Source organism: Nocardioides donggukensis (assembly GCF_014842875.1).
GTDB classification, from domain to species: Bacteria; Actinomycetota; Actinomycetes; order Propionibacteriales; family Nocardioidaceae; genus Nocardioides; species Nocardioides donggukensis.
Genome location: NZ_JACYXZ010000001.1, coordinates 378,506 through 395,030, shown reverse-complemented (window position 1 = coordinate 395,030; position 16,525 = coordinate 378,506). Strand labels below are relative to the sequence as shown.

The following is a 16,525-nucleotide window of genomic DNA, read 5'->3' as shown; positions in this document are numbered from 1 at the left end:
ATGCGGTGGGTGACCAGACGGGGTCGACGCGTGAACGAGGCGTGAACAAGTGGCCCGCAGCGCCCCTGGGAGGCGGTCCCCGGGTCGGCCCGTGCGTACGATCGGGGCGTGACGACGACCCAGGCGGTGCTCCTCGTGCTGCTCGGAGCGGCGCTCGTGGGCGGGGTGGTCTATGCCTGGCACGTCAGCGAGCAGCAGCAGAGGCAGATTCCCCGGATCGACGAGCCGGTCGTGCCGGCGGGAGTGGCGACCGTCCTGTCGGTGCTGCGCTCCAGCGCGGTGGTCGTCAACGACGAGGACGTGGTGCTCAAGGCCTCCGCGCCGGCGTACGCGCTGGGGCTGGTCCGTGGCAACGAGATCGTCGACGCCGACCTGGCCGAGGTGGTGCGGCAGGTCCGCCGCGACGGCCAGATCCGGGAGACCGAGCTGGTCATCGCCCGCAGCCCCGGTGGGCAGGCCCGCCACGTCACCGCCCGGGTGGCGCCGCTGGGCACCCGTCAGGTGCTGGTGCTGGTCGAGGACCGCACCCGGGAGCGCCGGGTGGAGGCGATCCGCAGGGACTTCGTGGCCAACGTCTCGCACGAGCTGAAGACGCCGGTCGGCGCGATCCGGCTGCTCGCCGAGGCCGTGCAGGACGCCTCGGAGGATCCTGAGGCGGTCGAGCGGTTCGCCGGGCGCATGATCACCGAGAGCGACCGGCTGAGTCGGCTGGTGCAGCAGATCATCGAGCTCTCCCGCCTGCAGGGCGACAACCCGCTCGACGAGCCGAGCCCGGTGCCGCTCGACTCCGTCGTCGCGACCGCCGTCGACGCCACCGCGATCGACGCCCAGCACCGAGGCATCTCCGTGGTGACCTCGGGCGATCCCGGGCTCGAGGTGCTCGGCAACCAGGAGCAGGTCACGGTCGCGATCGGGAACCTGGTCGCGAACGCCGTCGCCTACTCCCCCGACCGGTCGTCGGTGCTCGTGGCCACCCGCGCCCACGAGCAGTCCGTCGAGATCTCCGTGACCGACCAGGGGATCGGCATCCCGGCCGGGGAGATCGACCGGATCTTCGAGCGCTTCTACCGGATCGACCCGGCCCGGCACCGCTCCACGGGTGGGACCGGGCTCGGGCTCTCCATCGTCAAGCACGTGGCGGCCACGCACGGCGGGGACATCCGCGTGTGGTCCGTCGAGGGGCAGGGCTCGACCTTCACGCTCACCCTGCCCCGCAACCACGCCGTCAGGACCAACCAGGAGGCACGCACGTGACCCGGGTACTCGTCGTCGAGGATGAGGAGAGCTACTCCGACGCCCTCGCCTACATGCTGCGCAAGGAGGGCTTCGAGGTCTCCATCGCCAACGACGGGAACGAGGCGCTCGCCGAGTTCGACCGGGCCGGGGCCGACATCGTGCTCCTCGACCTCATGCTGCCGGGGATCCCCGGGACCGAGGTGTGCCGGCAGATCCGGCAGACCTCCTCGGTCCCGGTGATCATGGTGACCGCGAAGGACGACGAGGTCGACAAGGTCGTCGGGCTCGAGCTCGGCGCCGACGACTACGTGACCAAGCCCTACTCGCCGCGGGAGCTGGTGGCCCGGATCCGGGCGGTGCTGCGGCGCGGCCAGGAGCCGGAGCTGGCCCCCGCCACCCTCGAGGCCGGACCGGTCCGGATGGACGTCGAGCGGCACGTCGTGACCGTCGACGGCGAGGAGCAGCGGCTGCCGCTCAAGGAGTTCGAGCTGCTGGAGATGTTCCTGCGCAACCCGGGCCGGGTGCTGACCCGGGGCCAGCTCATCGACCGGGTCTGGGGCTCGGACTACGTCGGCGACACCAAGACCCTCGACGTCCACGTCAAGCGGCTGCGCGCCAAGCTGGAGCCGGACCCGGGCCTGCCGCAGTACCTCGTGACCGTGCGCGGGCTCGGCTACAAGCTCGACCTCTGAGCGCCGTCCCCTTCCCCGTCCCCGTCTCCGTCCCCGCCTCCGGCGCCGTCTCCCGCGTCGCGGCCGCGATGGGGCGGGATCTCGGGCCAGGATGGCCGAAACCCGCGCGACCCGGGACCGTTCGGCTCCCTACGCTGGAGCGGTGACGACGACGGCGACTCCCCCCGCAGCGACCGCGGCCCGTGTGGGGCTGCCGGCGGCCGCCGCGGCGACCACCCTGGTGCTCTGGGGGTCGGCGTTCGTGGCGATCCGGCACCTCGGCCAGGAGGTCGAGCCGGGCGCGCTGACGATCAGCCGGCTCGCGATCGCCTCGCTCGTGCTGGGCCTCATGCTGATGCGCCGCCCCCGGGTGTGGCCGCGTGGGCGTGAGTGGCCGCTGGTGCTGGCCTGCGGGGTGATGTGGTTCGGCGTCTACAACCTCGCGCTCAACGAGGCCGAGCAACGGATCGATGCCGGCACCGCGGCGATGCTGATCCAGATCGGCCCCCTCGTCGTCGCGCTGCTCGCGGCGGTGTTCCTCGACGAGCGGCTCACCCCCTGGCTGCTGGTCGGGCTGGTGGTGGCGTTCGCGGGTGTCGTCGTGATCGGCCGGGCCACCGACGGGGCCGGCGACCGGGACCTCTGGGGGGTCGCACTCACGGTCCTCGCGGCGGTGTCCTACGCGATCGGGGTGGTCACCCAGAAGCCGCTGACCCGGCGGATCCCGCCGTTCGAGCTGACCTTCCTCGCCTGCGTCATCGGCCTGGTCACGGCGCTGCCGTTCTCCGGCCAGGCGGTCACCCTCGTCCGGACCGCCGACGCCGGCACCTGGTGGTGGATCGTCTACCTGGGTGTGGGGCCGACCGCGCTGGCCTTCAGCACCTGGGCCTACGCGCTCACGCGGATGGGCGCCGGTCGGCTCGCGATCACGACCTTCCTGGTCCCGCCGATCACGATCGCGCTGGCGTGGCTGCTGCTCGGCGAGGTGCCGCCGACCGCGGCGTACGTCGGCGGGCTGCTGTGCGTGGCCGGGGTGCTGGTCTCACGCCGCGGTCGCCCCCGCCCGGCGGCGCCCGTCCCGTCGCCCGTCGTCTCGCCCGACCCGTCGCCGGCCCCGCGTCCGGCCGGGCAGGAGCCGTCCGACGGGGTGCCGAGCCGAGGCTAGGCGTCCGGCCGGTCCTCCTCGGAGCTTCCGGCCTCGAGCCAGCCGCGGAAGGCCTCGAGGTTGCGCGTCGACTCGCCCCGCGCGATGCGCCACTCCCACTCCTTGCGGATGGAGCTGGCGAAGCCGAGCTCGAGGATCGTGTTGAACGAGTCGTCCGCGGTGGCCAGCACCGTGCCGAGGATCCGGTCGAGGTCCTCCGGGGTGGCCGAGGAGAGCGGCAGCCGGGCATCGAGGTAGATGTCCCCGTGGTGGTCGATCGCGAACGCCACGCCGTACAGCTTGAGGTTCTTCTCGAGCAGCCAGCGGTGCACCCGGGCGTGGTTCTCGTCGGGGTTGCGGCAGACGAAGGCGTGCACGCCGAGCGCGTGCGGGCCGACGTCGACCCGGACCGGCGTGGACAGCTTGCGCTCCCCGGGCAGCCCGAAGGAGAACATCCCGGGGGCGGTCTCGTCGTACTCGACCTCGTTGTCCGCCAGCCACTCCCGGACCACGGTCGCCGGCTCAGCCAACGAAGAGCTCCTCGCGCATCAGGCCGACCGCCTGCCGGTAGACCTCGAGGGTGCGGTCGGCGGTGCGCTCCCACGAGAACTGACGCGCCTGCTCCAGCGCGCCCGCGGACAGCCTCGCACGCAGGTCGTCGTCGGCGAGCACCCGACGCAGCGCCCGGGCCCAGTCGGCCGGGTCGTGGGAGTCGACGAGCAGCCCGGAGTGGCCGTCGCGGACGACGGTCGGCAGCCCCCCGACGGCGGCGGCGACGACCGGGGTCCCGGTGGCCTGGGCCTCGACTGCGACCAGGCCGAACGACTCGTTGTAGGACGGTACGGCGACCAGCGTCGCCGCCGCGCACCACCGGGCCAGCACGTCCTGGGTGACCGGGGGCACGAACCGGACCACGTCGTCCAGGCCCAGGCTGGCGGCCAGGTCCGCGAGCGCCTCCGGGTGCTCGAGCCCGCTGCCGGACGGACCGCCCACCACGGGCACCACCAGCCGGCCGCGGAGCGACGGGTCGGCGGCCAGGAGCTCCGCGACCGCGCGGAGCAGCACGTCGGGGGCCTTCAACGGCTGCAGCCGTCCCGCGAACATCAGCACGTGGGCGTCGGGCGGCAGGCCGAGCCGTCTCCGCGCCTCGCGCTGGTCGGCGGGCCGGAAGACGTCCAGGTCGACCCCGGGATGCACCACCTCGACCCGCGCCGGCTCGGCGTCGTACAGGTCGATCAGCTGCCGGGCCTCGATGTCGGTGTTCGCGATGAGCATGTCCGCGGCCTCGACCACCTGCTCCTCGCCGATGACCCGGGAGGTCGGCTCCGGGCTGTCACCGTCGGCGAGCGCCGCGTTCTTGACCTTGGCCATCGTGTGCATGGAGTGGACCAGGGGGACCCCCCACCGGTCGCGGGCGAGGGCCCCGACCTGGCCGGAGAGCCAGTAGTGGGAGTGCACCGCGTCGTAGTGACCGGCCTGGTGCCCGGCCTCGGTGCGCATGACCTCGCGGGCGAACACGCACAGCTGCCCGGGGAGCTCGGTCTTGGTGAGCCCCTCGAAGGGGCCGGCGTGGATGTGCCGCACCAGGACCCGGTCCGCGACCTCGACGACGGGGGCCTGCCGGGAGGAGGTCGCGCGGGTGAAGATGTCGACGTCGACGCCCCGCTCGGCCAGTCGGCGGGCCAGCTCGATGACGTAGACGTTCATGCCGCCGGCGTCCCCGGTGCCGGGCTGGTCCAGCGGGGAGGTGTGCAGGCTCACCATCGCGATCCGACCCATGGCCTCGTCCCACCTGCCCGTCGCTGTCGTCCTGCCCTGGTGTCCCAGGAGCCCGGTTGGTCGTCGGTCCAGGTGCCCCGGACCTCCCGCCTTCAACCTCCGGCATCCCCCCGATATTCCGCCCCTCCTCGGATGGTCAGGGACGTGTGGCCCCCGAAACCGGCCGGGAAGGGGCGCAGACGTCCGGGACTATCGCGAGAGGAGAAGCAGGCGGCGGGAGAGGGACCAGGCGAGGACGCCGGCCGCGAGCGAGAGCAGGGTGGCGGCGAGGGGGACGGTGTCCTCCAGCCACGGGTAGACCTGCCAGTGCACGAGATAGGTCCACAGCGAGGCCGCCGCCAATAGGCCGGTGAGCCGGGCCAGCAGGTCCGGCAGGCGCACGACGGGCACCCACACCAGCAGGAGCAGGCCGGCCATGACCAGCAGCTCGCGCTGCGGGTCTCCGAAGAAGCCGACCAGGCTCAGGACGGTCAACGCCGAGAGCAGCAGTCGGTGCCCGTGTCGGGTGGCGGCCGAGGCGGCCCACCCCAGGGCGAAGAGCCACAGCAGCACGTGCGCCCGGTGCACCTCGTCGCCGCCGCGCAGCTCGACCAGCCCGTAGCGCGTGGTCAGGGCGAGGACCGCCACACCCAGCGGGAACCAGAACGGCGCCCGTCGCGCCAGCCGACCGAGCGGCGGCACCGCGAGCAGGGCGGCGCCCGCGACCAGCAGCGCCAGGGCGGCCTCGACGAACCAGTAGTGCCACGCCGGCTCGGTCCAGGTGGGCGACCCGAGCAGCCCGTTGAGCAGCAGCGCGCTGCGCCACCCCAGGCCCGGAGTCACCAGCGCGACGGCGCCGATCACCAGCACGGAGGGTACGGCGATCCGGGCGGCGCTGCGTCCGACCGCCCGCAGCCGCTCCGAGCCCGCCAGGGGTGCGTGGAACCGACCGAAGTTGAAGCCGAGCACGCCGAGCAGGACGTGCGCCCCGCCGACGAGCACGAAGAGGTTGGCGTGGCTGCCCACGATCGCGACGATCGCCAGTGCCCGCAGCAGGACGCTGGTCTCGACCCGTCGTCCGCGCCGAGCCGACGGACCGCCCGGCAGGCCGCCCGGCAGACCGCCCGGCACGCGCCCGCCGGAGACACCGCCCGGCCGGCGACCCGGCTCGCGGCCGCTCATGCCGAGCGGGCCGTCGGCCCCGGGCCCGGCGGGCAGGTCGGCGAGCGAGCCCAGCGGTCGGTGCGGCCAGTCGGCCGGCAGGTCCCCCAGCAGACCCTCGAGGCGCAGGGAGACCTCGACGTAGGACAGCGAGTCCCCACCGAGCTGGACGAAGCTGTGGTCCGGGGTGGCGTCGGGCCGGCCGAGCAGCTCGCCGACCAGCGCGGTGACCTCCTCGCCCGGGTCCGCGGTCGACGCGGCCTCCTCCGCCGCGGCCTCCGCACCGTCCCGGGTCGCGAGCGCCACCAGCGCCCGGTGGTCGGTCTTGCCGTTGGGCAGTCGGGGCAGCTCGGGGAGCAGGACCAGCCGGACCGCCGCCGGGGGGAGGCCGAGCTCGGAGCGCACCAGGTCGAGCAGCGCCGCCGGGTCCACCGCGCCGGCGCCGGTGCCGACCCCGAGCACGAGGACGTCGCCGCCGTCGGTCGCGGCCGCGACCACGCCCCGGCGTGCCAGCACCCGCTCGACGTGGTCCAGGTCCACCCGCAGCCCGAACACCTTCACGAACCGGCTGCGCCGGCCGACGATCTCGAAGAGCCCGTCCTCGCGCTGGCGACCCACGTCGCCGGTCCGCAGCTCGGTCACGGTCCGGCCCAGCGCCAGGTCGGCCGGCCCCTCGGCGTAGCCGAGCATCACGCTGTCCCCGTGGAAGACCAGCTCGCCGACCTCGGGCTCGTCGGAGCCGGGCAGGGGCCGCTCCGGCAGCGGCTCGACGGTGAACCGGCCGCCGGGGATGGGGATCCCGATCGTCTCGGGAGCCGTCTCGGCGAGCAGCGGCGGCAGCCAGGCCATCCGGGCGGTGGCCTCGGTCTGCCCGTACATCACCACCAGGTCCCAGCCCCGCTCGCGGCCGAGCGCGGCGTACCGGCGCACGTCGTCGGGCGCCAGCCGCCCGCCGGCCTGGGTGAGGTAGCGCAGCGAGGGCAGGTCGAGGTCGGGGAAGCCGACCCGGTCGAGCAGCTCGAAGGTGTACGGCACCCCCGCCAGGGAGGTGCCGCCGTGCCGCCGGAACTCCTCCCAGAACCCTGGGTCGACGACCGAGCCGTCGGTCAGCAGCACGGTGGCGCCGGCGAGCAGGTGGCTGTGCAGCACCGAGAGGCCGTAGCAGTAGTGGATCGGCAGCGCCGTGGGGGCGACGTCGGCCTCGGTGATGCCCAGGTAGTCCACGATCGCGGCGGCGTTGGCGATCAGGTTGCGGTGGGAGAGCCGGACCAGCTTCGGCGACCCGGTCGTGCCCGAGGTGGACAGCAGCAGCGCCAGGTCGGGGTGCAGCTCGGCGGCCGGCTCGGCGCGCCTCTCGATGAGGCCGTGCTCGGGCGTCCACCGCACGTCCGGGTCGTACGTCGCCGCGACCCGGCCGGCTCCGGGACCGGTGAGCAGCACCGGCGATCCGGCGGCCAGGGCCCCGAGATGGGTCACGATCGCGTCGACGTGGTGGGCGCCCTCCACGTGGACGAGCCGGCGGCGGGTGCCGAGCCGGTCGGCGACGTCCGCCACCCGGTCGGCCAGGTCGGCGTAGCTGAGGCCGCCGTCCGGGGCGCCGTTGCCCACGAGCGCGGGGCGGGCGCCGAAGCCGGCCAGGAACTCCACCAGCGAGAGGTCGGCGAGCGTTCCCGGGGCTCGGCCGAGGTGGGGGAGCGTGGTCACCCGCCCACAGTAATTAGGTAAGCCTTACCTTGGCAAGACGGACCGTGCCGACTCAGGCGCTGTGCGCGCCGCGGGTGCCGCGCGACCTCGGCCCGGTCCGCCCGTGCCGGGACTCATCCCGCGCCTCCCCCGCCTCGGACCGCCAGCGCACCGCCAGGAACCCGAACAGGAGGATCACGGCCGCACCGGCCACGACGTCCACGGTCGCCGCGTCGAGCTCGGCCCGCACGGTGGCCAGCACCGAGCCGGACAGGCCCACTGACCCGATCCCGACGATGGCCTGGAGCCAGGTCGGCGCGCGGGGGGTGAGCTGCAGGCCCAGCACGAAGACGGCGAGGGCGAGCAGGGCGGCGCCGGCCCAGTACACCGCCGCCCCTCCGAGGATCGCCGATGCGATCCAGCCGGCACCACCGAGAAGGGCAGCGACGCAGGCGAGCGCACGCATCAGGGACCTCCAAGTCGACAGGGTTGTCGACAGTGTGCCGCGAGTCCGGGCGGTCCGCATCCCCAGCTGGGGCCTGCGGCACAATCAGGAGCATGAGCAGCAGCCCGACGCCCGAGACCACCGGCCCCCAGGCAGCCCGGCCGACGGCCGTCGTCACCGGCGCCTCCAGCGGGATCGGGGCGGCCACCGCCGAGGCCCTCGCCGGCGAGGGGTACCGGGTGGTCTGCGCGGCCCGTCGGGCCGACCGCGTGCAGGCGCTGGCCGACCGCATCGACGGCGTGCCGGCGGCCTGCGACGTCACCGACCCCGCCTCGGTCGCGGCCCTCGCGGAGGTCGCGGGCAGCCCCGTCCACGTGCTCGTGAACAACGCCGGGGGCGCGTTCGGGGCGGACCCGATCGAGTCGGCCGACCCCGAGCAGTGGCGGGCGATGTACGAGGTGAACGTGCTCGGCACGCTCCACGTCACCCAGGCCCTGCTCCCCGCCCTGCGGGCCAGCGGCGACGGGCTGGTCGTGAACGTCGGCTCCACGGCCGGCCGGATCGCCTACGAGGGCGGGGCCGGCTACACCGCCGCGAAGCACGGGACGCAGGTGCTGACCGAGACGCTGCGCCTCGAGCTGTGCGGCGAGCCGATCCGGGTCTCGGAGGTCGCGCCCGGGATGGTCCGCACAGACGAGTTCGGCCTGGTGCGCTTCGGCGGCGACGCCGACCGGGCCGCGGAGGTGTACGCCGGGGTGCCCGACCCGCTGGTCGCGGACGACGTCGCCCAGGCGATCGCCTGGATCGCCACCCGCCCCTCGCACGTGAACATCGACGAGCTGGTGATCCGGCCGCGCGCCCAGGCCGCCCAGCACAAGGTGCACCGCCTCAGCTGATGGACCCGGGGTGGCAGCCGAGGGGTCCGGCAGGACAGACTGCGCGGGTGCAGACCATCGGACTCGTCGGCGGCATGAGCTGGGAGAGCAGCGCCGAGTACTACAAGGACCTCAACCTCGGCGTCGAGCGCCGGCTCGGCGGCCTCTCCTCCGCGCGGACCGTGCTGGCCTCGGTCGACTTCGCGGAGGTGACGGCGCTCCAGCAGGCGGAGGACTGGGACGGCGTGGCCGCGATCCTCGTGGACGCCGCCCGGTCGGTGGAGCGGGCCGGCGCCGACTTCCTGGTCCTCTGCACGACGACCTTCCACCTGGTCGCCGAGCAGGTCCAGGCGGCGGTCGAGGTGCCCCTGCTCCACCTGGCCGACGTGGTCGCCGAGGCGTGCCGCGAGCACCGCCTCGAGGAGGTGGCGCTGATCGGCACCGAGTTCGCGATGTCCCGCTCGTTCTTCATCGACCGAATCGCCTCGCACGGGCTGCGGGTGCACGTGCCGGCCGCCGAGCACCACGCCGAGATCAACCGGATCATCTACGACGAGCTCGTGCACGGGAAGGTGCTCGACTCCTCCCGCCGGACCATCGTCGGCCTGGTCGACGAGCTGTGGGACGCCGGCGCGGGCGGCGTGATCCTGGGCTGCACCGAGCTCGAGCTGCTCGTGAAGCAGGCCGACTCCGAGCTGCCGGTCTTCCCGTGCACCTCTCTGCACGTCGAGGCCGCCCTGGACCGCGCCCTGGGCTGACCGCCCGACCTCAGACCCGGTCGTCGAGCAGCAGGTCGACCAGGCGCCGCAGGTCGCCGGTGAGGTCCGACTCCACGAGCTGGACGGTCCACCGCTGCGTGGAGACCACGTAGACGTAGCCGTCCGGGTGCGGGCTGCCGGTCGGCACGGACTCCGGGTCCACCCGGTCGATCAGCTCCCGGACCTCGCCCGCCCGGGGGTCCGATCCGCCGAGGTCGACGTGCCCGGTGACGGTCCGGCCGAGGAGCCCGCCGCTGCGGCGTACCTCCACCTGCGCCGGCTCCGGCTGCGACCGGTCGGGGTCGGCCTCCGGGACGTCGGGCCCGGGCCCCGGGTGGACGCCCACCTCGCGCCACGCCTCCTCGACCGTGCCGGCGTGCTCCCCGGCCGCGGCGACGGTGGCGGCCGCGAAGGTCGCGAAGTCGGCGCTCGGCCGCACCGTCCCGAGTGCCTGCCACCAGATCGCCCCGGCCCCGTGCGCCGACGTCCCTCCGATGCCGGTGGCGGCCAGGTGGAAGGCGCGGTTCGGGATCCCGGAGTTGAGGTGCACCCCACCGTTGTCGTCGTCGGTGACGACGTAGCCGGACATGTGGTCGGGCTGCGGATCGCGCCCCAGCAGGGGGTCGTCGTACGCCGTCCCGGGCGCGCTCATCGACCGCAGCCCCCGGGCCCGGATCCGCGGCAGGAAGAGCTCGGCGCCGATCAGCCAGTCGCCGTCGACGGCGTCCTGCCCGAGCAGCCGCTGCTTGAGACAGCTGGCGAAGACGTCCGAGACGGACTCGTTGAGGGCGCCCGACTGACCCCGGTAGACCAGCCCGGCGGTGTGCTCGGTCACGGCGTGGGTGAGCTCGTGGCCGAGGACGTCGACGGGGCGCGTGAACCGTCCGAAGACCTGGCCGTCGCCGTCGCCGAAGACCAGGTTCGCCCCGTCCCAGAAGGCGTTGGCGTAGTCGCGCTCGTAGTGGACGGTGGCGCTCACCGACGCCCCGAGCCCGTCGTAGGAGCGGTGTCCGTACACCTCGGCGAAGAGCGCCAGCGAGGCCCGCACCCCCTCCCACGCCTCGTCGGCGGCCGGGTCGCCGAGGGCCGGCTGGTCCTGGTCCCGGATCGGCCGACCGGGCAGTGCCGAGCCGCCGTCGGCGGTGTGCACGCGCCAGCGGAGCGGGGCCTCCGGGTCCGCCCCGCGCGCGGACGCCTGCGTCCGCGGGGCGGTCAGGTGCGCCTCACGGTTCACCCGGAAGGCCGCGTCGAGGGCGAGCGTGCGGTGGCACCTGCTCGCCGCCGCGACCTCCCGGGACGCCGCGATCCGGCTCAGCAGGTACGGCGGGACGAACGAGCATCTCTCCACCCCCGATGTCTACCAAGCCCGGACCGGGAACGCCACGGGCGCCGGGCCGTCTGAACGGCCCGGCGCCCGGATCCCCCTGCACCCCCGTGCTCCCCTCGGCGACCCGCGGCTCCCCCGGGATCCGCACGGTCGTCGGCTCAGGAGCGGGCTCGGCCGTGCCAGATACATCCACCGCACGCCGCCTCGGAGCCGGGCGCCGCCCCGGGTGCTGGCATAGGCTTCAGGCAGAGGTGAGGCCATGACCCCGGGCAAGCACACCGCCGTCCCCGACCAGCGACCCGACGCACCCGGCGTCGACGACGCCCGGCTCCGCAACCTGCGGCGATGGAACCTGGGGCTCACCGTGCTCCACGCCGCCCAGGCGGTCGTGGTGCTGGTGCTCGCCACCGACTTCGCGATCACCGTCACGACGTCGTTCCCCGCGGGTCCGCCGGGCACCGTCCCACCGGCGCCCGAGGCGCTCTTCGACGTCCGGATCGGGGTGGCGATCGCCGCCTTCCTGCTGCTGGCGGCCGTCGACCACCTGCTCACCGCGACCCTCTTCCGGGCCAGGTACGAGACCGAGCTGCGGGCCGGCTTCAACCGGTTCCGGTGGCTGGAGTACTCCGTCAGCGCCACGATCATGATCGTGCTGATCGCCTTCTACAACGGCATCACCGGCACCTCGGCGCTGATCGCGATCATCGGGGCCAACGTCGCGATGATCCTGTTCGGCTGGCTGCAGGAGATCATGAACCCGCCCGGACGCACCACGACGACGATGGTGCCGTTCTGGTTCGGCACCGTCGCCGGCGCCGCCCCCTGGGTCGCGATCCTGGTCAACACCCTCGGCGCGGACACCGTGCCCGGGTGCGTCTACGGGATCATCGGATCCCTGTTCGTGTTCTTCATGAGCTTCGCGGTCAACCAGTGGCTGCAGTACCGCGAGGTCGGCCCCTGGGCCAGCTACGCGTTCGGCGAGAAGGCCTACCTGGTGCTCAGCCTGGGCGCGAAGTCGGCGCTCGCGTGGCAGATCTTCGGCGGCTCGCTGGCCGGCTGAGAGCCGGCCGCCGCGGGGGCCGCCCTCCGGCGCCGATGCGGGCTCCGGGCGCCCGCCCGACTAGACTCGATGCGGCCCGTCGGGCCGCTCGCCCCTCACGCCATCGAAAGTGACTGCGTACGCCCATGTCTGGAAGCACCACCCGCGTCGACCTCCGCAACGTCGCCATCGTCGCCCACGTCGACCACGGCAAGACCACCCTGGTCGACGCGATGCTGCGCCAGGGCGGCGCCTTCACCGAGCACCAGGCGGAGGGGGTCGCGGACCGGGTGATGGACTCCGGGGACCTCGAGCGCGAGAAGGGCATCACGATCCTCGCGAAGAACACCGCGATCCACTACGCAGGCCCGGCCGCCGACGGCAAGCCGATGACGATCAACATCATCGACACCCCCGGCCACGCCGACTTCGGCGGCGAGGTGGAGCGCGGCCTGTCGATGGTCGACGGCATCGTGCTGCTCGTCGACGCCTCCGAGGGCCCGCTCCCGCAGACCCGCTTCGTGCTCCGCAAGGCCCTCAACGCCGACATGCCCGTCGTGCTCGTGGTCAACAAGGTCGACCGCGGCGACGCCCGGATCTCCGAGGTCGTCGACGAGACCTACGAGCTGTTCATGGACCTGCTCGACGAGCACCACAGCCAGGACGCGCTCGACTTCCCGGTCGTCTACGCCTCCGCGAAGGCCGGCAAGGCCTCGCTGGAGATGCCGGAGAACGGCGGGCTGCCCGACTCCCCCGACCTCGAGCCGCTCTTCCGCACGATCCTCGAGTCGATCCCGGCCCCGACGTACGACGAGGGCGCGCCGCTGCAGGCCCACGTCACCAACCTGGACGCCTCGCCGTTCCTCGGCAGGCTGGCGCTGGTCCGGGTGCACCAGGGCACCCTGCGGAAGGGCCAGAGCGTCGCCTGGATGAAGCGCGACGGCACGACGAAGAACGTCCGGATCACCGAGCTGCTGGTCACCGAGGGCCTCGAGCGCAAGCCCGGCGAGTCGGCCGGCCCCGGCGACATCGTGGCGGTCGCCGGCATCCCCGACATCACCATCGGCGAGACCCTGGCCGACCCGGAGACGCCGGTCGCCCTCCCCCTGATCCACGTGGACGAGCCGGCGATCTCGATGACGATCGGCACCAACACCAGCCCGCTCGTCGGCCGGGTCAAGGGCGGCAAGGTCACCGCCCGCCTGGTCAAGGACCGGCTCGACAGCGAGCTCATCGGCAACGTCTCCCTCAAGGTGCTCCCGACCGAGCGCCCGGACGCCTGGGAGGTGCAGGGCCGCGGCGAGCTGGCGCTGGCGATCCTGGTCGAGCAGATGCGACGTGAGGGCTTCGAGCTGACCGTCGGCAAGCCGCAGGTGGTCACCAAGGAGGTCGACGGCAAGGTCCACGAGCCCGTGGAGCGGCTGACGATCGACGCCCCGGAGGAGTACCTCGGCACGATCACCGAGCTGCTCGCCTCCCGCAAGGGCCGCATGGAGCAGATGACCAACCACGGCACCGGCTGGGTCCGCATGGAGTTCCTGGTGCCGGCGCGCGGCCTCATCGGCTTCCGCACCGAGTTCCTCACCGACACCCGAGGCACCGGCATCGCCCACCACATCTCCGAGGGCTACGAGCCCTGGGCCGGCGAGATCCGCTCCCGCAACAACGGGTCGCTGGTCGCGGACCGCAAGGGCGCCGCGACGGCGTACGCGATGACGAACCTGCAGGAGCGCGGCACGATGTTCGTCGAGCCGACCACCGAGGTCTACGAGGGGATGATCGTCGGCGAGAACTCCCGCGCCGACGACATGGACGTCAACATCACCAAGGAGAAGGCGCAGACCAACATCCGGTCCGCGACCTCCGACAACTTCGAGAAGCTGGTGCCGCCGCGCAAGCTCTCGCTGGAGCAGTGCCTGGAGTTCTGCCGCGAGGACGAGTGCGTCGAGGTCACGCCGGAGATGGTGCGGATCCGCAAGGTGGTGCTGGACGCGAACGAGCGGGCCAAGACCGCCTCCCGCGCCCGCAAGGCCAAGTAGCCCCGGCTGCACCGGCAGGACTACTGGCAGCCGGCCGGCCCTCACGGCGTACGTCGGCCGCGGCCGGGCCGGGCTGCACGTAGTCCTGCACGCTGCCGTGCCATCGCGGCCAGCGTGGCCCGCACGTAGTCCCCGTCGCGCATCGCGTGCTCCCACGCGAAGCGCACGACGACCAGCCCGAGACGGGCGCAGGCGTTGTAGCGCTCGCAGTCGCGCTGCAGCGCGTACCGGCTGGCATGGAACCCGAACGAGTCGCACTCGACGACCAGCCCGAGCGCCTCGTCGAGCAGGTCGGGGTAGCCGACGCCCGGCAGGTACTGCTGGGGCACCAGGCTGAGGCCGGGGACGTCGAGGCCGTGGGCGCGCACCGCAGACTCGAAGGGGTTCTCCGCCCGGGCGTCGGCGGCCAGGCCGATCCGGCGCACGCGGCCGCGGAACTGCACGGGCAGCTCCTCGGCGGCGGCGAGGATCTCCGCACGGGTCACCAGCCCCGAGCGCAGGGCGGAGTCGCCCACGGCGAGAGCGGCGTCGGGCTCGAGCGTGCGCAGGCAGTCGATGACGCTGCGCAGCGGCGACGTCACCTCCCGGCGCCGGAGCTCGTCGGGCCGCAGCGTCCCCCAGCGCACGTCGACGCCCTCCCGGCGGGCGGGGGTGAGCTTCCGGCCGCGCGGGACGGTGACCACCGGCTCGAGCGGCTGGTGCTTGACCGGCCACTCCCAGTACAGCGCGGCCGAGAGGTGGGAGATCACGCCGTTGACCCGGAAGGCGGCGGCGCGCGCCAGGTCGACGCTCGGCAGCGCGTAGCGACCGTGCGTGAGCCGCACGATCTGACCGCTCTCGAGCGCCGCGCGGACCTGCCCACGCGACGTGGCCTCGACCAGCCGGGCGTGGGTCGCGACCGTCCCCAGGCGGGCGAGCGCCCGCGTCACCTCCACTCGCTCACCCTGCCCGATCACGCCGGTCGAGGCCGGCGGCCCTCCACAGGCAGAACTACGTGCAGCTCCCCCGCGCACGGCGTACGTCGGCCGCGGCCGGGCCGGGCTGCACGTAGTCCTGCACGCGTCAGGCGGCGGGGACCGGCCGGCGCAGGGTCGGGGCGAGGGCCAGCAGGCCGAGCGCCGGCAGCACCGCCAGCAGCGCCAGGGCACCGCCGATGCCGATGAGCCCCCCGAGCCCGCCGACCACGGCGGAGCCGATGCTGCCTCCGACGAGGAACAGCAGGGTCGCCACCCCGAGGGCGACGCCGCGGACGTCGACCTCGACCGCCCCACCGACCGCGGCCGACAGGGCCGGCTGGCCGAGCCCGAAGCCGACCGTCACCAGCACCACCGACAGCGCCAGGACCAGCGCGGAGACCGCGGCTGCGCCGGCCGCGGCCACGAGCAGCGCGACCGAGGCGATCACGCCGGCGACGGCCAGGGCGGCGGCCGGCCCGATCCGCTCCATGAGCGGCCCGGCGTAGCGCGGGGTCAGCAGTCCCACGGCACCGCTCGGGACCAGGATCAGCCCGACCTGCCAGGGCTCCCAGCCGGCGCCGACGAGGACGGCGGGCACCGCGATCAGCATCGCGAACCAGGCCGCCGGGATCGCCGAGGCGGCCAGGGCGCTGCGCACCACGACCGCGTTCCGGATCACCTCCAACGGCAGGAACCCGTGTGGCCGGCGTCGCACCCGCAGCGCGACGAGCGGGGTCCCGAGCACCAGCAGCAGGATGCCGAGGAGCGCCACGGGTACGCCGGTGGAGGGCGACTGCACGAGCAGCACGGCGCCGGCGGCGGTGCCGGCGACGAGGACCGCACCGAGGATGTCGAGGCGGGCGCCGGTGCCGCCGGCGTCCAGGGCGCGCCACAGGAACGGGATCACCAGCACCCCGAGGATGGGCAGGGCCATGACCGCCCGCCAGCCGAGCTGGCTCTCGACGAGGCCGCCGATCAGCGGGCCGAGCGCGCTGACGGCCGCGGTGACGCCGGCCAGGCGGCCGAGGGCGAGACCGCGGACCGAGCCCTCGTAGCGCGCGCTGAGCACCGCGACCCCGATGGTGGGCACGGCGGCGGCGCCGGCGCCCTGGAAGAGCCGGGCGACCAGGAGCACCGAGAACGTCGGGGCGAAGGCCGCGACGACGGCGCCGGTGGTCATGAGCCCGATGCCGATGAGCAGCGGGAGTCGCACGCCGACCAGGTCGGAGACCCGGCCGTAGACGGCGGTGGTGACCGCCAGCATCAGGGCGTAGAGGCTGATCGTCCAGGCGCTGACACCCACCGTGACGCCCAGGTCCTCGGCGAGCCGGGGCAGCGCGATCGCAGCCGAGGACGACCCCATCCCGGCCAGTCCGAAGAGCACGCCGAGCAGGACGGAGACGCGTCCTGCGTCGTGGGGTGGCATGTGCGTC

The 16,525-nt window shown here is 73.9% G+C and carries 14 protein-coding genes; 7 read left to right on the top strand and 7 right to left on the bottom strand.

Annotated features, from left to right (window positions below; genetic code table 11):
• Positions 1-108 precede the first annotated feature (108 nt).
• The 3 genes from IE331_RS01910 (at position 109) to IE331_RS01900 (ending at position 3,072) form a co-directional block, all read left to right on the top strand.
• Positions 109-1,254 (top strand): sensor histidine kinase, encoded by a 1,146-nt coding sequence (locus IE331_RS01910; protein ID WP_192139958.1) that lies wholly within the window; start codon positions 109-111, stop codon positions 1,252-1,254.
• A complete protein-coding gene (locus tag IE331_RS01905) occupies positions 1,251-1,928 on the top strand; it encodes a response regulator (RefSeq protein ID WP_192139956.1) in 678 nt (225 codons plus the stop codon). Before IE331_RS01910 ends, IE331_RS01905 begins: the two co-directional genes overlap by 4 nt.
• 142 nt (positions 1,929-2,070) lie before the next feature.
• On the top strand, positions 2,071-3,072 hold the full coding sequence (locus IE331_RS01900) for a DMT family transporter (protein WP_201930909.1): 1,002 nt from the start codon (positions 2,071-2,073) through the stop codon (positions 3,070-3,072).
• On the opposite strand, the gene IE331_RS01895 is transcribed toward IE331_RS01900, so the two are convergent.
• The 4 genes from IE331_RS01895 to IE331_RS01880 all read right to left on the bottom strand — a co-directional run bounded on the left by IE331_RS01895 (position 3,069) and on the right by IE331_RS01880 (position 8,119).
• Entirely contained in the window at positions 3,069-3,581 is a 513-nt protein-coding gene (locus IE331_RS01895; protein ID WP_192139952.1) for a type III secretion system chaperone family protein, read from the bottom strand. The genes IE331_RS01900 and IE331_RS01895 overlap by 4 nt on opposite strands.
• A complete protein-coding gene (gene mshA / locus IE331_RS01890) occupies positions 3,574-4,830 on the bottom strand; it encodes a D-inositol-3-phosphate glycosyltransferase (protein WP_192139950.1) in 1,257 nt (418 codons plus the stop codon). Before mshA ends, IE331_RS01895 begins: the two co-directional genes overlap by 8 nt.
• A 189-nt stretch (positions 4,831-5,019) precedes the next feature.
• Positions 5,020-7,674: an AMP-binding protein gene (locus tag IE331_RS01885; RefSeq protein WP_201930907.1), complete on the bottom strand. Its 2,655-nt coding sequence runs from the start codon at positions 7,672-7,674 to the stop codon at positions 5,020-5,022.
• A gap of 52 nt (positions 7,675-7,726) precedes the next feature.
• A complete protein-coding gene (locus IE331_RS01880) occupies positions 7,727-8,119 on the bottom strand; it encodes a hypothetical protein (protein WP_192139948.1) in 393 nt (130 codons plus the stop codon).
• A 92-nt stretch (positions 8,120-8,211) separates the two neighbouring features.
• Between IE331_RS01880 and IE331_RS01875 the strand changes: the two genes are divergently transcribed.
• Together IE331_RS01875 and IE331_RS01870 are read left to right on the top strand one after the other, a co-directional pair.
• Entirely contained in the window at positions 8,212-8,994 is a 783-nt protein-coding gene (locus IE331_RS01875) for an SDR family oxidoreductase (protein ID WP_192139946.1), read from the top strand.
• A 47-nt stretch (positions 8,995-9,041) separates the two neighbouring features.
• Positions 9,042-9,731: an aspartate/glutamate racemase family protein gene (locus IE331_RS01870; protein WP_192139944.1), complete on the top strand. Its 690-nt coding sequence runs from the start codon at positions 9,042-9,044 to the stop codon at positions 9,729-9,731.
• Between the two features lie 10 nt (positions 9,732-9,741).
• On the opposite strand, the gene IE331_RS01865 is transcribed toward IE331_RS01870, so the two are convergent.
• Complete coding sequence (locus IE331_RS01865; RefSeq protein WP_192139942.1) at positions 9,742-11,079, bottom strand: M4 family metallopeptidase; 1,338 nt, start codon at positions 11,077-11,079, stop codon at positions 9,742-9,744.
• Between the two features lie 238 nt (positions 11,080-11,317).
• On the opposite strand from IE331_RS01865, the gene heR reads away from it, so the two are divergent.
• Both heR and typA read left to right on the top strand, forming a co-directional pair.
• Positions 11,318-12,118: a heliorhodopsin HeR gene (gene heR / locus IE331_RS01860; protein WP_192139940.1), complete on the top strand. Its 801-nt coding sequence runs from the start codon at positions 11,318-11,320 to the stop codon at positions 12,116-12,118.
• A gap of 125 nt (positions 12,119-12,243) precedes the next feature.
• Positions 12,244-14,136 carry a translational GTPase TypA gene (gene typA / locus IE331_RS01855; RefSeq protein WP_192139936.1) on the top strand — a complete coding sequence of 631 codons (1,893 nt, stop codon included), beginning with the start codon at positions 12,244-12,246 and terminating at the stop codon, positions 14,134-14,136.
• A 41-nt stretch (positions 14,137-14,177) separates the two neighbouring features.
• On the opposite strand, the gene IE331_RS01850 is transcribed toward typA, so the two are convergent.
• Together IE331_RS01850 and IE331_RS01845 are read right to left on the bottom strand one after the other, a co-directional pair.
• Positions 14,178-15,071, bottom strand: coding sequence for a hypothetical protein (locus IE331_RS01850; protein WP_192139934.1), 894 nt, complete (start codon positions 15,069-15,071; stop codon positions 14,178-14,180).
• 127 nt (positions 15,072-15,198) lie between these two features.
• Complete coding sequence (locus IE331_RS01845) at positions 15,199-16,518, bottom strand: MFS transporter (RefSeq protein WP_192139932.1); 1,320 nt, start codon at positions 16,516-16,518, stop codon at positions 15,199-15,201.
• Positions 16,519-16,525: the final 7 nt, after the last annotated feature.